Consider the following 13,898-nt stretch of genomic DNA (forward strand, 5'->3'; position numbering starts at 1 on the left):
GGCGGGAGGCCGGTGGACACGGGAGGCCCCGGTGGGTGGGGAGGCCGACCGGTCCTGGCCGGTCGGACCGGTCGGCCTCCCGACGTCAGCGCACCGGTACGTAGCCGAGCCGCTTGTCGACGAGGTTGCTCAGGGGCTTGCCGGCCGCCCACTGGTCGAAGTTGTCCTGGAACTGCTCGGCGAGGGCGTCCCGCCAGCCCAGCGTGTCACCGCTCATGTGGGGCGAGATGATCAGGTGCGGGATGTCCCACAGGGGGCTGTTCTCGGCCAGCGGCTCGTGCTGGAAGACGTCCAGGGCGGCCGCGGCGATCCGCCATTCGCGCAGGGCCGCGACGAGATCGTCCTCGACGACCAGCTGCCCGCGTCCGATGTTGATGAACCGGGCCTCCGGCTTCATCCGGCCGAACGCCCGCCGGTCGAAGAGATCGCGGGTCGCCTCGGTCAGCGGCGCCGCGCAGACCACCCAATCGGCCTGCGGCAGCAAGCCGTTGAGCGCGTCACTCGCATGGACCGTGCCGAAGGAGGGATCCGGTGATCGTTCCCGGCGGCCGACAAGATCGACGGTGATGCCCAGGGCCTGGAGGGTGATGCCGATGGCCCGCCCGATCGGACCGGAGCCCACGACGACCGCGCGGGTGCCGGCGACCCGCAGCGTCTCACGGTGCCGCCAGCGCCGCTGGCGCTGCAATTCCCAACTTCCGTAAAAATCTTTCGCCATGGCGATCACCAGCCCGGCGACGTATTCGGCAATCGGCTGCTCGAAAACGCCGCGCGCGTTGGTCACCAGAGTGTCGTCGGCAATCAGCGCCGGGCACAGCAGCCGGTCCACGCCGGCGCTCGCGGTGTGCACCCATCGGGGTTTCGGCCCCTCGGAGGGCCAGGAGTCCCGGATCGCATCGGAGGTGAAGTCCCAGGCCAACAGCACGTCGGCGGACGGGATTCGGTCGGCAAGGGACGCCTCGTCGGCGTAGATCACCTTGGCGCGGCCGGTCAGTCTGTCCAGCTTCGGCGGCGGGTCGGAACCAAGGACGAGGACGGTGCTTTCGGACATAGCCAGAAACCGTTCTGAAACATGAGCCCCTTTTACTGAAGGGGGCGCCGACAGATGCCTGAGATGCGAGGATTGACCACGCTAAGAAGTCGTATCTACGGTGTCAACAACGGCTCTGTCCCGACGTCCCGGCTTGTCCGGCTGCACCAATATCCCCGGCCACTGGCCTGGCCACTCCAGCCCTTCGTTTTTTCTTCTAGGGGCCTTCATGGACGTCTCCTTTCTGGGTGGCCCACAGCCGCAGCTCGGCGTGGGCGTCGTCGCTCCCTTCGACTTCGCGCTCGACCGTGAGCTGTGGCGCTGGGTTCCCGACGATGTCTCCCTCCACCTCACCCGCACTCCCTTCGTGCCCGTCGAGGTCAGCCTCGACCTGGCCCGTCTCGTCAGCGAGCACGAAACCCTGCACGCCGCCGTCCAGGCGCTGTGCGCGGTGTCCCCGCAGGTGATCTCGTACGCCTGCACCTCCGGCAGCTTCGTCGCGGGCATGGCCGGCGAACGGGCCATGTGCGCCGCCATGGCCCAGGCGGGAGAGGTCCCCTCTCTCACCACCTCCGGCGCGCTCATCGAAGCGCTGCGCGAGATCGGCGCCCGCCGCATCGCGGTGGTCACGCCGTACACCAAATCGGTCACCGACTCACTGGAGGACTATCTCGGCGAGGCGGGCATCACGGTCACCGGCCGCGCCTACCTCGGGCTGACCCGGCACATCTGGAAGGTGCCCTACCGCGACGTCGTCGACATGGCCCGCACGGCCGTGGTCGGCGCCGCCGACGCGCTGTTCATCAGCTGCACGAACCTGCCCACCTACGACGTCATCCCGCAGCTGGAGGCCGAGCTGCGGATGCCGGTCCTGTCCGCCAACCAGGTCACGATGTGGGCCGCGCTGCGTGCCATCGGCGTCCAGGCGGTAGGCCCGTATCAGGCACTGCTCGACCCGGTGGCGCGGCGCGGCCCCGCCGCGATGTCCGGGTCGGGGGCCGTCGAGGGAGGACCACGGGTGACGCCCGAGGCCGCCTTCGCCGGCACGTCGGTCCCCCCGCCGGACGGCGAGGTGCCCGACGGCGGCGATCCGCCGCCGTATCTGCCCGACGATCCCGGGCCCCAGCCACCGGTCTGAGGCCGGCTCGGATCTGACACTCACCCATCCGCTGCCGGCGTCGCACTCGCCGGCAGCGCCCACCCGCACAGCAGCGCCCGTACAGCCGTACCCGTACGGCTGTACCCGTGCAGCTGCAACGGCCAGGCCGTCATCGCGGCCTCCGGCGCATCCGCGTCCCCGACGCCCCGCCTGCCTTCACCGAACCCCCCGCACCAGCAGAACCACCACACCAGCAGAACCACCCGCACCCCGCACCCCCAAAGGGAGACCTGCATGGCATCGGTCGGCTTCCTCTACCCCGGCTACTCCGCCGAGGACGACTACCCCCGGCTCGAAACGCTCCTGGGCGGCACGGTCAGCCTGCCGCTCGTGCACACCGACATCGGCGAGGACGCCCACCGGGTGGACGCGCTGCTGGAGATGGGCTCCGCCTCGCGGCTCGCCGCCGGCGTCGCGGAGCTGAAGAGCCGTGGCGCCGAAGCCGTCGTGTGGGCCTGCACGAGCGCCAGTTTCGTCTTCGGCTGGGAGGGCGCGCACGAACAGGTCCGTGAGCTGTCCGCCACCGCCGGCCTGCCCGCCTCCAGTACGTCCTTCGCCTTCGCGCACGCCGTCCAGGCGCTCGGCGCCCAGCGGGTCGCGATCGCCGCCACCTACCCCGCCGATGTCGCCGAGCACTTCCACGCCTTCCTCAAGTCCGCCGGTACGGAGGTCGTCTCGACCCGCGGCAGCGGCATCATCACCGCCGCGGAGGTCGGCACCTGGGGCCGCGCGGAGGTGCTGGAGCTCGCCCGTGCGGGCGACCATCCGGACGCCGAGGCGGTCCTGCTGCCCGATACGGCCCTGCACACGGCCGAGCATCTGCCCGCGCTCGAAGCGGAGCTGGGCAAGCCGGTGCTCACCGCCAACCAGGTGACGGCCTGGGAAGGGCTGCGCCTGCTGGACCGCGAGATCGCCTGCCCGGCACTCGGCACTCTCTTCTCGCGACCCGCGCGCACCTGACGCGGGACCGGCGGCAGGCAGGGGCCGCCCCCTGACGTGCCGCCCGAGCAGGCCGGGTTCCCCGGGGGGCGACCCCGGGAAGGGAGCCCGGCCCGCTCCCGGGAATAAGCGGAGAAGTGCTCCGGTTGTCCTCCTCGCACACCGGCAACGCGAGGAGGACCCGCACCGTGAGCGGCGAAGACGACATCAGGGACACCGGCGACGGCATTCGGGGCACCGCCAAGGGCACCGCACCCGTCCCCCTGTCCGTACTCGACCTGGTGACGGTCGGCGCGGGCCGCACCGCGTCCGACGCGGTGCGCACCGCCGTCGGCATCGCGCGGACGGCCGAGCGCCGCGGCTTCCACCGCTACTGGGTCGCCGAGCACCACTCCATGCCCGGCGTCGCCTCCTCCTCGCCCGCGGTGCTGCTCGCCCATCTGGCGGCGCACACCGAGTCCATCCGGCTCGGCTCCGGCGGCGTCATGCTGCCCAACCACGCGCCGCTGATCATCGCCGAGCAGTTCGGGACGCTGGAGGCGATGGCCCCCGGCCGTGTCGACCTCGGGCTGGGCCGCGCGCCGGGCACGGACGGCGCCACCGCCGCGGCCCTGCGCAGAAGCGACCGGCTGCACGAAGGCGCCGACGATTTCCCGCAGCAGCTGGCCGAGTTGACCCGGTTCCTCGACGACAGCTTCCCCGACGGCCACCCCTACGCCAAGATCCACGCGGTGCCGGGGCCGGTCCAGGCCACCTCGCCCGGCGGCGTGCAGTCCGCCCACCGGCCCCCGCTGTGGCTGCTCGGCTCCTCGGGCTTCAGCGCCCAGCTCGCGGGATCGCTCGGGCTGCCGTTCGCCTTCGCCCACCACTTCTCCGCGGCCAACACCATCCCCGCGCTCGACCTCTACCGTGCCTCCTTCCGCCCCTCCGAAGTGCTCGCCGAGCCGTACGCCCTGATCGGCGTCTCGGCGCTGGCCACCGAGGAAGAGGAGGAGGCCCGCCGCCAGGTGCTCACCGGCGCGCTCTCCATGATCCGGCTGCGCACCGGCCGCCCCGGCCTGGTGCCGAGCCCGGAGGAGGCCGCTGCGCACCACTTCACCGAGCGCGAGCGCGACTTCGTCGACAGCTGGCTCGGCAACGTCATCCACGGCACTGCGGACGCCGTCCGCCAGGGCCTTGACGACCTCGCCAAGCGCACCGGCGCCGACGAGCTGATGATCACCGCCAACGCCCATGGTGGTCCGGCCAGGCTGCGTTCGTACGAGCTGATCGCGGACGCGTACGGACTGCCGGAGGCCTGACGGGCCGGCAGGTGGGGCGGCCGTCGTGCGGGCCGCGGCCGGCGCGGGGAGGCGCCGGGAGCCGTCCGGCGGAAAGCAGCCGGCGGCTCCTCGCCGCGGCCCGTACGACGGCCGCTCCACCTCCGGGTCAGGAGACCGTCGCGCGCCTCAGCTGCCGGTGCGCCGGCCCGCGTCGAGGAGCGCCTCGACGCGGTCGGGCGGGACCGGCCGGGAGTAGAGCCAGCCCTGGCCCGTGTCGCAGCCGATGCGGCGCAGGCGTTCGGCCTGCTCCGAGCTCTCGACGCACTCCGCGGTGACGGTGAGCCCGAGCCGGTGGGCCAGCGCGACCAGCGCCTCCACGATCATCTCGTCCGCCGGGTTGGGGTGCTCCTGGGAGCGGAAGCCGCGGACGAAGGACCCGTCCAGCTTCAGCACGGACACCGGCAGGCGGCTGAGGTAGGCGAGGTTGGAGTAGCCGGTGCCGAAGTCGTCGATGGCGATCCGCACGCCCATGTCGCTGAGCGCCTGGAGCGCCTGCAACGGCCGGCCCGCGGAACCCATCACCGCGGACTCGGTCAGCTCCAGCTGGAGCAGTCGCGGCGGCAGCCCGGTCTCGGCGAGGATGCCGGCCACGTCCGCGACCAGGTCGGAGTCCCACACCTGACGCACGGCCACATTGACGCTGACGAACAGCGGTTGGTCGCCGGGGTGCGCCAGCTGCCAGGCGCGCGCCTGGTGGCAGGCCCGCTCCAGGACCCAGCGGCCCAGCTCGACGATGGCGCCGTTCTCCTCGGCCAGTGCGATGAACCGATTCGGCGCGAGCGTCCCGAATTGCGGGTGCCGCCAGCGGACGAGGGCCTCGACACCCTGTGCCCGCCCGTCGTCGAGCCCGACGAGCGGCTGGTACTCCAGGGTGAACTCGCCCCGGTCGACCGCCGGCCGCAGCGTGCTCGACAGTGCCTGCCGGGTCATCCGGTGGGCGTTGCGCTCGGGGTCGAAGAGCGTCCAGCGGGCCTTGCCGTCCTCCTTGGCCCAGTACAGCGTGGTGTCCGCGGCCTGCATCAGACCGGTCGCGGTGGTGCCGTTCGCGGTCCGCTCCACCACCCCGATGCTCGCCGAGACCGAAAGCCGCTGCCCGGCCAGGTCGAACGGCCGCTGCAGCGCGTCCAGCACGCTCTGGGCCAGCTCGGACAGCTGATCGGTGCCGGTGGAGTCCTCCACCAGGATCGCGAACTCGTCGCCGCCCAGGCGCGCCACCAGATGCCCGCCCCGGCCCGGCCCGCGGTCCCCGGCGCTGTCCGCGCAGCGCATCAGCCGCTGCGCCACCGCGCTCAGCAGCCGGTCGCCGACCCGGTGGCCGAGGGTGTCGTTGACGGCCTTGAAGCCGTCCAGGTCGAGGTAGCACAGGCCGATCCGGCCGGTTCCGGACGGCTCGAAGGTGGCGGTCTCCAAGGTGGTGGAGAGCCGCTCGAAGAACAGGGCGCGGTTGGGCAGCCGGGTGACCGGGTCGTGCATCTGCAGATGCCGCAGCCGGGCCAGCAGATCGTGCCGGTCGCTGATGTCCGCGACCGACAGCAGCACCCGGCCCTCGTGCGCCATCGGCTCGACGGTCACCTCCACCCAGACGGAGTGCCCCTCGGGGTGCTTGAGGCGGCGGGTGCAGCGCAGCCGGTCGCTGCGGCCGCACAGCACTTCGCGGTAGGCGGTCCATACCCGCGGGTCCGCCCCGAGGTCGGTCAGGTCCGAGGCGGTCGCGGCGACCAGCTCGTCGGGGTCGGCGCCGACCAGTTCGCCGAAGGCGGGGTTGGCGGCGAGGACCAGGCCGTCGCGGTTGAGGACGGCCATCGGGAGGCGCCCGGCGTGAAAGGCGGCGCGGTAGTCGCCGAGCGCGGCGGCCGAGTCGTCGCGGGCGCCGGCGGGGGCGGGGTGAGCGTCACCGCCGGCGCCTTTGGTCGTACCGTTACGCTCCGTTACCGAGGGAAGCGTCGCTCCGGGCGTGCGGCCCGGGCTGTCGGGGTGTCCGCTCACTGCTCGCTCCCGCATGGCGCTTGTCTCGTGATGGAGGGGGGATCTCGCGCTGGAAAGTGTGGCGATCATAGAGGCTGGCGCAGCGGCCGATCCAGCGACGCAGCCGTGATGGTCGGCACGCATGACGGAACTTCAGCCATTTCTGCCCGTGTCTGTTCGCGCAGATTGCCCATTTGGCCGTTTGTCACTTTCCGTTATGGCGTGGCCGAGACGCGCCGGTCACTCTTCTGGTCCTCCGGAACAGGGCAAATACCTTTAAATCGCCACAGGGTGGGTGAGGGGTCACCGTTCCGTCCCTGGAGGTCGATGTGTCGCGCGCCCAGACACCCGACGGGGTGGACCGCCGCCGCTTGCGGCGCGTCGCGGCCATCGCCACGTCTCTCAGTGCGCTCGTCGCGACGTCCATCGTGGCGGGCCCTGCCACCGCCTCCGAGGCGTCCCTCTCATGCGCGCTCGGACGCTCCGACGCCCACCATTCCGAGGGCGTCGACTCCTGGAACGGCTCCTACCCCCGTCCGGCCGGCACCCTCGACGCCGTCATGGTCTTCCTGTCCTTCCCGGACTCCGAGCCCGTCGTCCGCACCAAGGACCTCTCCGCGGACTACTTCCCCGCCACCTCCCACTTCTTCCAGCGCGCCTCGTACGGCAGGTTCCGGTTGCGGCCGACCATCAAGAAGAAATGGGTGCAGATGCCGCACGCCTCCACCGCATACGGGATACAGCGGGACTGGGACTCCCACCAGCGCGCGGACTACCTCCGCGACGCGGTCGCCGCCGCTGATTCCGCGGTGAACTTCAGCCGCTACGACATGGTCTATTTCGTCGCCGACCCCGACGCGCCCGGTGTCGACTCCGACGCCACCAAGGTCGTCAACCTCGATCAGCCGATGCGCGCCGACAACGCCGACCTCCGCCGCTTCGTCACCGTCTTCGAGCAGAGCCCGCCCGATCGCAACGTCCTCGCCCACGAGACCGGACACGTCTTCGACCTGCCGGACCTCTACCACCGCCCGGAGAGCGGCAACGGCGACTGGGACACCCACGTCGGGGACTGGGACCTCATGGGCAGCCAGTTCGGTCTCGCGCCCGACCCCTTCGCCTGGCACAAGTGGAAGCTCGGATGGCTCACCGACGCCCAGGTCGACTGCGCCGAGCTGACCGGCGCCACCGTGCACACGCTGCAGACACTGTCCGCCCCCAAGGTGCCGGGCGACAAGCGCCGGCCGCGCCTCCTGGTGGTCCGCACCGGCCCCGATCGCGCGCTCGCCATGGAGGCGCGCGGCGCCACGGGCAACGACCGGTCGGTCTGCTCCGAGGGCATCCTCGTCTACCGGGTACGCAGCGACCTGCCCTCCGGGTCGGGTCCCGTGCAGGTACTCGACGGGCACCCCCGCACCGAGGCGTGCTGGGGCACCTCCGTCTATCCGCCGCTCGCCGACGCGCCGCTCGGGGTGGGGGAGAGTCTGCGCGACACCGAGGACGGGGTGCGCGTCCAGGTCGTCGGGAGGTCGACCGACGGGGACTGGACGGTCAAGGTGGGGGGCGGCTGAGCGCACCCCCGGGGGCCGCGGGTAATTTCCGTCCGCGGGTGAGGGCTGTCCCCTGGCCGACGAGAAAGGCCCTCACCGAGGTGAGGGCCTTTCTCTGTCTGTGCGCCGCCAGGGACTCGAACCCCGGACCCGCTGATTAAGAGTCAGCTGCTCTAACCAACTGAGCTAGCGGCGCCTGCTGACGGGGAAAACATTAGCACCCGGATCGGGGAGGGCAAAAATCGATTCCCCTCACTGCGGGAGCAGGGCCGGAAGGCCGCTCCGAGCTGCGCTTTCGATCTCTCCGACGGCTTCGTCGCCCCCGGCGCGGGCGACGCGAAGGCACGCCCAGAGGAGGACGTCCGGGCCGGGGAGCCACGGGTTGCGGACATCCGGGGCGACCAGCCAACGGGAGACGGTCGGTGCGAGGAGGTCCTCGGGAGCGCTCCCGTCGGCGGCGGTGGGCGCGGCGGGGATGTCCGTGGCGGGCCGGGGGTGCAGCGGCGGGACCGTCACCGCGTCACCGGTGCCGTGACACAGCAGCGCCGGCACGGCGGTGCCCCCCTCGCCGCCGGAGCTCGCCGACGGCGCCGCCATCCAGTCGAGCAGAGCGGGCAGCCGCTGGGCGGTGCCCGGGGCGGCGAACAGCAGGATCCGGCCGCGGTGCGCTGCCACCGGCCCGGAGCCCGGGCCCGCGGACCACAGCCGGTCCACCATGCGGCGCCCGAAGAGCGCGGGGGCGTTGATCACGTCGAAGGCGGTGCCGCAGGGCAGGACGCTGGGTGCGGTCGGGCGTGCCGCCCACAGGGTGTGCATGCTGCGCGGGTGAGGGCTGGCGGAGGCGAGCCAGTCGGCACCGGCGAGGGTCACGTACGCCGTGGTGGGGAAGGCGAGATTCCGGGGTGTGTCGGGCAGCCAGTCGCTCATGGGGACAGGTCTACCGATTACGCGCGATCCGGTGCTGCCGAATGCCGGAATCCGGGACAAGGCCCAGTGGTGAGGAGTATCTTCCCGCCCCTCGCATATGCCAGCGGCTCATGATCATGGACCATGAGCCGCAGCGGGGCGCGTGGGGCGGAGGGGGCGGGTGGTCCGCTCAGCCGTTGTCGCCCAGCAGCGGGTCGCCGTCGCGCATCAGGCTCCGGCCGAACTCGATCATCTTCTGCGCGTAGTCCTCGGTCCACTCCGCGCGCTCCGCGAGCACCGACAGCGGCAGCCGGTCGAAGCGCTTGGGATCGGCCAGCTGCGCCGCAGCCAGCGCCTGGAACTCCGTCGCCCGGTCGGCGGCCGCCCGGAAGGCGAGCGCCAGCTCCGTCGCACGGCTGAGCAGCTCGCGCGGGTCCTCCATCGACTCCAGGTCGAAGAAGTGCTCGGGGTCGGCGACGGCCTCGGGCGGCTCGAAGAGCAGTGGCGCGGGCTTCATCCGCCGGGGTGTGGGCGCCGTATCGCGGGGGTCGGGAGCCGGTCGCGGCTCGGACATGGACGTACCTCCTGGATCGTGTGCCGCATTCCATTGTCCCGCCCCGCGCAAGTGGGCCTGCGGGGCCGGCCCCCGCCCGCCCCTGGGGCGAACCCCGACCGGGTCACCTCCTAGGGACGCCAGGCGACGCGATGTTCCTCCAGGTGGGCCAGGACGGCGTGATTGGCCTCCCAGCCGTCCGGGAACTTCACCGTCACGCCGAGCTGCACCGGCTCCGTCGAGGGGTGCTCGTCGAGGAGTTCGGCGACCCCCGCCCGGCACACCACGATGCAGGCGTGCCGGTGGCGCGAGGCGAGGACGCACAGCCGGCCGGTCTCCAGATGGAAGGCGGTCGCGTCCGGGCGGCCGGAGAGCGGGTGGAGGACGACCGTCACGTCGAACTCGCGGCCCTGCAGGCGGTTGGCGGTGTCCACCGCGACACCCGTCACCCCCGCGTCGGCGAGCGCGGCGCGGACGGCGGCCGCCTGGTCGCGGTGGGCCGTGCCGACGGCGATCCTGGCGGCCGTGAGCGAGACCGGATCGGGGGAGCTCTCGCTGGTCGCGGCGCCACCGCGATCCAGCAGCCGCCGCACCACGGACGCCACCGCACGCACCGCCTCCGGATCCGTCCGCGGCGTGTGCCGGGCGGGCAGCTCCAGCAGCCCCCAGCCGGACTCCGCGGCCTCGTCCAGGACCCGGTCGACCCCCGAACCGTCCCCGGCCACCCCGAACGCCAGCCGGCGGTCGCCGTGGCCGGTGCCGCTGCGGAACGGTGTGTACGGATAGAACGCGGCGGACACCAGCGGCGCGGCCGTCGCGGGCAGCCGCCAGGACACCGGCAGGCGGTGCTGCGGAAGCCCGGGATTGTGCGCGAGCAGGGTGGACACCGCGCTCGCCGAAGGGTCGTACGCGAGCCCGGCCCACTGATCGCCACCGACCACGCTGAACGGATCCAACTGCCCAGGATCCCCCACGAACAGCGCCCCCTCGAAGAGCCCGGCGACGGCCAGCAGCGCATCGGAGCGCATTTGGTACGCCTCGTCCACGATGGCGTGCCGCCACGGCTCCTCGACCTTGGTGTACGCCCATTTGGCGGCCGTCGAGACGACGATGTCCATCCCGGCCAGATCCGCCACCTTCGCGGACGTGCGGACCGCGGGCAGCTCGGCGAGCGCCGGGTCGAACGCGCCGGGCTCGCTGCTGTGCAGCCGGCCAACGGGCAGCTGCGGGTCCTTCTCGGCGAGCCGCAGGACCAGATCGTCGACCTGCGCGTTGGTCTGCGCCACGACCATCAACGGGCGCCCCGCCGCGGCAAGTTCACGGGCCGCGCGGACCACCAGGGTCGATTTGCCCGCGCCGGGCGGGGAGTCCACCACCACACCGCGTTCGGTGCCGTGCAGGGTGTCGGCGAGGATCGCGTCCGTCGCCGCGGCGGCCGCGGCACCGGGGTCGAAGGAGCCCGCGTCATGGGAGAGCTGAAGCGCCGTCATGCCGGGCCCTCCAGGATGCCGGTGCCTGCCGGGTGCCGGTCGCCGGTCACAGGAAATCCTCCGCGGTGACGGGGTCGGGGGTGTCCGCGGGCGCGCCCGCGCCGGAGACATCCGGCGGCGGGCCGCCGTGCGTCCAGGGAGTGTCCTCGGGGTCGGGGAGTTCCGGGCCGCCGCGGGGGGCGTGCTCGAACAGTGTCCAGCACACGGTGTCGTCGGGCTCGGGCACCGAACCGGCGTCCGGGGTCTTGCCGCGCCCCATCCCGCCGGTCAGCCGCACCACCAGCGCACCGGGCTCGTCCGCCGCGTACGCGACGAACTCGGCTGACTGCGATCTGCCGTCGGCCAGCGGACGGTAGAGCTTGGCCCGCTCCGCCAGATGCGGCTGGTCGGCCGTGCGGAGCGTGACCAGCGGGCGCGGCATCGGCCGCTTGCCTTCGGAGAACGCCATCTCGACCGCGGTGACCGTGCCGACCAGCGCCTCACCCGCCAGCCTGCGCCCGGCCATCACCAGGGGGTCGTCCAGGGCTTCCTGGGCGTCCAGTTGTGCCTGCGCCGTCTCCCGGGAGGACAGCTTCCGGGCCGCGGTGATGGCGTCGTCCTGCTTGGGCTGCGGCGGCTCCCCGGCGCGTACGCGGTCGCGGTGCGCGGTGTAGGACCAGCGGTCGCGCTTCCAGCGGTCGGCGACCCGGGAGCCCGCGGGGAGGTCGCGCAGCAGGTCGATGCCCTGCCAGACGGCGTCCCACGTCGGCCGCAACTGCCCCTCGACGAGCGCGCGGACCTCGTCCTCGGCGCCCGGCAGCCCGGCGTCGTGGCGGGCCATCGCGGGGGCGAGCAGCCGGTTGTCGAACGCCGGGTCGGTGGCCGGCCCGGCCGGCGGGCACCGCAACTGGCCGCGCTCGTCCCGCGCGGTCTCCGCGTGCTCGGCCGCCACCGCGCCCGACACGCCCTCCGGCGGGTCGATCCAGGCGAGCAGCGCCCCCAGGTGCTGGTCCTCCAGCATGCTCTGGCCGGTCGCCCAATGACGGGTCAGCAGGCCCGTCATGGACAGCAACAGGCAGGCTCCGGGCACCCGGGCCCGCTCCCCGAAGTGCGTCAGCCAGCGGCCCAGCAGGGGGACGTGCGGCGGCGCGGGATACGGGGCCTCCGGCTCCTGCTCGGCCGTCCGCCGGAACCGCATCGAGCGTCCCAGCAGCCGTACGAAGTCGATGCCGGAGGCGCTCGGCACGATCAACTGCGGTGCGTCCGCGCACAGTTCGACCTGGACCGGCACCTTCTTGCCGGTCTCCGGGTCGGTCTCCTTGCGCTCCTCCCACTCGACGCCGTCCGCGAAGCCGTCCAGATACGGCAGCACCGACTCGGCCAGCTCGGCGAGGAAGGCGAACCGCAGATCGCGGTCCCGGGGCTGCGCCACGGCCAGCAGCAGCGGCTTCTCGCGGTCCGTGCCGACCAGGGCGCCCAGCGGGGCGCCGGCCTCGCCCGCGGTGGTCAGCGGGACGAGGACCAGGGGGTGGTCGGAGAGGTGGCGGTGGCGGACCGTGGCCAGGGGCCGGGCCCGGCCGGCCGCCACGGCCTCCATCCGGGCCAGCGTCTCGATCAGCGACATCCGGGCTCCTGGGGCTCCTCGGGGCGTTCCGACGCGGCCCGGGATCCCTCGGCCCGCGCCGCGTCGGCCAGCGCCTCCGCTCGCAGCGCGGCGGCTCTGCGCAGGGCCGTCACGGCAGGGTCGTCACAGGCGTCCCCGGCATCCCCGTCCGGGGCGTCCGCGCTCCGCGGCCCCGGCACCGCTGAGGACGCGGAGAGCACCTCGCCGACGGTGCGCAGAGCGCCCAACTCGCCCCGCACGCCCCGCCCCAGCGCCTCCACCGCACCGGCCTGACGGGCGTGCTCACGGCAGTGGAAGGCCAGCTCGCAGGCGGCCAGGCACTCCGGGGCGTAGGCCGCGTCGACCGCCTCGACGGCCTCTGTCAGCTCCTCGGCCGGCCGGGTCGGTGTGCCGTCGTCCGCGAGCCGCAGGTCGAAGGTGGTCCGCTCGGGCAGCTCGGCGGCGATCTCCTCGACGCGGGTGAGCCGGGCCAGCTGCCGGCGGGTCGTCGCCAGCTGCTTGCGGATGTCGACGGCCGCGGCGGTGGGGAGGTTGGAGAAGTCCTTCGGGCAGACCAGCAGCACCCGGTCGCGGACCCGGACCTCGCGGCCCGTCCGCGCGGCGACGTGTCCGGCGACCTTTTCCAGGGCGAGGACGTACACCGCGGCCTGCCGGGCCGCGGCGCCCACCTTGGCGGCGTCCGCCGCGCCGTCGATCATCGGGAAGGACTTGATCTCGACGACGGTCCAGCTGCCGTCCGGATGGACCACGACCGCGTCCGGCTCGACGTAGGCCGGCGAGCCGGCCACCTCGACCGCCAGCATCGGATGGTCGAGCAGGGCCCAGCCGCCGGCCGCGGTCGCCTCGCGCAGCGCGAGCGCCGTACGGGCCGCGCGGCCCTCGGGACCGGCCGCGGAGAGGTCGGGGGTGGCGACCGCCTCGGCCTCGGGTGCGGGGGTGTCCGGCCGGAGCCGTTCGTGCAGCAGCCGCATCAGGTCCTGCCCGCCGTCCGCCTTCACCCGCGCCTCGAAGGCATTGCCGCGGACGAGCGCGAACTGCGACTGGCCGTATGCCGCGGGCGAGCCGAGCGCGGCGGCCAGCGCGCCCTTGTCGATGCCCGCGCCGTCCAGCAGCGCGCGGCGGCGGCAGCCGGGGTTGGCGGCCAGCGCGGCGAGGGCGCGCGCATCGAGGGAGCGGGGCGGTACGCCGGGGCCGCGCAGCTCGGTGAGCCTCCCCCGGCCGATGCCGGGAGGCGCACCCTGCCGCGGGCCGGGCGTCGGCTTCGGCTGCGCCGCCTGCGGTGCGGCTGCCGCGGGTCGGCTGTCGCGGGAAACGTTCACCTGCGGAAGTCTCGCATCCGGCACCGACATGTGGGGCGAGGGCCGCATCTTCCCCCGAGGAA

The 13,898-nt window shown here is 73.3% G+C and carries 11 protein-coding genes and 1 tRNA gene; 4 read left to right on the forward strand and 8 right to left on the reverse strand.

Annotated elements, in window-relative coordinates:
* Positions 1 to 85: 85 nt before the first annotated feature.
* Complete coding sequence (locus tag ACGFZW_RS24730; RefSeq protein WP_393895395.1) at positions 86 to 1,051, reverse strand: D-2-hydroxyacid dehydrogenase; 966 nt, start codon at positions 1,049 to 1,051, stop codon at positions 86 to 88.
* A gap of 208 nt (positions 1,052 to 1,259) precedes the next feature.
* Between ACGFZW_RS24730 and ACGFZW_RS24735 the strand changes: the two genes are divergently transcribed.
* The 3 genes from ACGFZW_RS24735 to ACGFZW_RS24745 all read left to right on the forward strand — a co-directional run bounded on the left by ACGFZW_RS24735 (position 1,260) and on the right by ACGFZW_RS24745 (position 4,429).
* Complete coding sequence (locus ACGFZW_RS24735; RefSeq protein WP_393895396.1) at positions 1,260 to 2,168, forward strand: decarboxylase; 909 nt, start codon at positions 1,260 to 1,262, stop codon at positions 2,166 to 2,168.
* A 255-nt stretch (positions 2,169 to 2,423) separates the two neighbouring features.
* Positions 2,424 to 3,149 (forward strand): decarboxylase, encoded by a 726-nt coding sequence (locus ACGFZW_RS24740; RefSeq protein WP_393895397.1) that lies wholly within the window; start codon positions 2,424 to 2,426, stop codon positions 3,147 to 3,149.
* Positions 3,150 to 3,316: 167 nt separating this feature from the next.
* On the forward strand, positions 3,317 to 4,429 hold the full coding sequence (locus tag ACGFZW_RS24745; RefSeq protein WP_393895398.1) for an LLM class flavin-dependent oxidoreductase: 1,113 nt from the start codon (positions 3,317 to 3,319) through the stop codon (positions 4,427 to 4,429).
* A gap of 147 nt (positions 4,430 to 4,576) precedes the next feature.
* Here ACGFZW_RS24745 and ACGFZW_RS24750 read toward each other — a convergent pair whose 3' ends face one another.
* Positions 4,577 to 6,451: a putative bifunctional diguanylate cyclase/phosphodiesterase gene (locus ACGFZW_RS24750; protein ID WP_393895399.1), complete on the reverse strand. Its 1,875-nt coding sequence runs from the start codon at positions 6,449 to 6,451 to the stop codon at positions 4,577 to 4,579.
* A 293-nt stretch (positions 6,452 to 6,744) separates the two neighbouring features.
* On the opposite strand from ACGFZW_RS24750, the gene ACGFZW_RS24755 reads away from it, so the two are divergent.
* Positions 6,745 to 7,986, forward strand: coding sequence for a M6 family metalloprotease domain-containing protein (locus ACGFZW_RS24755; RefSeq protein ID WP_393895400.1), 1,242 nt, complete (start codon positions 6,745 to 6,747; stop codon positions 7,984 to 7,986).
* A gap of 101 nt (positions 7,987 to 8,087) precedes the next feature.
* Here the strand turns inward: ACGFZW_RS24755 and ACGFZW_RS24760 are convergent.
* The 6 genes from ACGFZW_RS24760 to ACGFZW_RS24785 form a co-directional block, all read right to left on the reverse strand.
* Positions 8,088 to 8,161, reverse strand: a tRNA-Lys gene (locus ACGFZW_RS24760).
* Between the two features lie 56 nt (positions 8,162 to 8,217).
* The gene (locus ACGFZW_RS24765) at positions 8,218 to 8,892 is read right to left on the reverse strand and encodes a bifunctional DNA primase/polymerase (protein WP_393895401.1); all 675 of its coding nucleotides are present in this window, start codon (positions 8,890 to 8,892) and stop codon (positions 8,218 to 8,220) included.
* 169 nt (positions 8,893 to 9,061) lie between these two features.
* Positions 9,062 to 9,445: a hypothetical protein gene (locus ACGFZW_RS24770; protein ID WP_393895402.1), complete on the reverse strand. Its 384-nt coding sequence runs from the start codon at positions 9,443 to 9,445 to the stop codon at positions 9,062 to 9,064.
* A gap of 110 nt (positions 9,446 to 9,555) precedes the next feature.
* Positions 9,556 to 10,914: an AAA domain-containing protein gene (locus ACGFZW_RS24775; protein ID WP_393895403.1), complete on the reverse strand. Its 1,359-nt coding sequence runs from the start codon at positions 10,912 to 10,914 to the stop codon at positions 9,556 to 9,558.
* Positions 10,915 to 10,960: 46 nt separating this feature from the next.
* The gene (locus tag ACGFZW_RS24780; protein ID WP_393895404.1) at positions 10,961 to 12,517 is read right to left on the reverse strand and encodes a hypothetical protein; all 1,557 of its coding nucleotides are present in this window, start codon (positions 12,515 to 12,517) and stop codon (positions 10,961 to 10,963) included.
* The gene (locus tag ACGFZW_RS24785; RefSeq protein ID WP_393895405.1) at positions 12,508 to 13,884 is read right to left on the reverse strand and encodes a hypothetical protein; all 1,377 of its coding nucleotides are present in this window, start codon (positions 13,882 to 13,884) and stop codon (positions 12,508 to 12,510) included. Before ACGFZW_RS24785 ends, ACGFZW_RS24780 begins: the two co-directional genes overlap by 10 nt.
* Between the last annotated feature and the right edge of the window lie 14 nt (positions 13,885 to 13,898).

This window comes from Streptomyces sp. NPDC048248, from assembly GCF_043201875.1.
Lineage (GTDB): Bacteria > Actinomycetota > Actinomycetes > Streptomycetales > Streptomycetaceae > Streptomyces.

What these genes read in the sequence shown, in the direction of transcription:
- ACGFZW_RS24765 (WP_393895401.1), bottom strand. Translation starts at nt 8,892, where the DNA reads ATGAGCGACTGGCTGCCCGACACACCCCGGAATCTCGCCTTCCCCACC.
- ACGFZW_RS24740 (WP_393895397.1), top strand. Translation starts at nt 2,424, where the DNA reads ATGGCATCGGTCGGCTTCCTCTACCCCGGCTACTCCGCCGAGGACGAC.
- ACGFZW_RS24770 (WP_393895402.1), bottom strand. Translation starts at nt 9,445, where the DNA reads ATGTCCGAGCCGCGACCGGCTCCCGACCCCCGCGATACGGCGCCCACA.
- ACGFZW_RS24730 (WP_393895395.1), bottom strand. Translation starts at nt 1,051, where the DNA reads ATGTCCGAAAGCACCGTCCTCGTCCTTGGTTCCGACCCGCCGCCGAAG.
- ACGFZW_RS24775 (WP_393895403.1), bottom strand. Translation starts at nt 10,914, where the DNA reads ATGACGGCGCTTCAGCTCTCCCATGACGCGGGCTCCTTCGACCCCGGT.
- ACGFZW_RS24735 (WP_393895396.1), top strand. Translation starts at nt 1,260, where the DNA reads ATGGACGTCTCCTTTCTGGGTGGCCCACAGCCGCAGCTCGGCGTGGGC.
- ACGFZW_RS24780 (WP_393895404.1), bottom strand. Translation starts at nt 12,517, where the DNA reads ATGTCGCTGATCGAGACGCTGGCCCGGATGGAGGCCGTGGCGGCCGGC.
- ACGFZW_RS24750 (WP_393895399.1), bottom strand. Translation starts at nt 6,451, where the DNA reads ATGCGGGAGCGAGCAGTGAGCGGACACCCCGACAGCCCGGGCCGCACG.
- ACGFZW_RS24785 (WP_393895405.1), bottom strand. Translation starts at nt 13,884, where the DNA reads ATGCGGCCCTCGCCCCACATGTCGGTGCCGGATGCGAGACTTCCGCAG.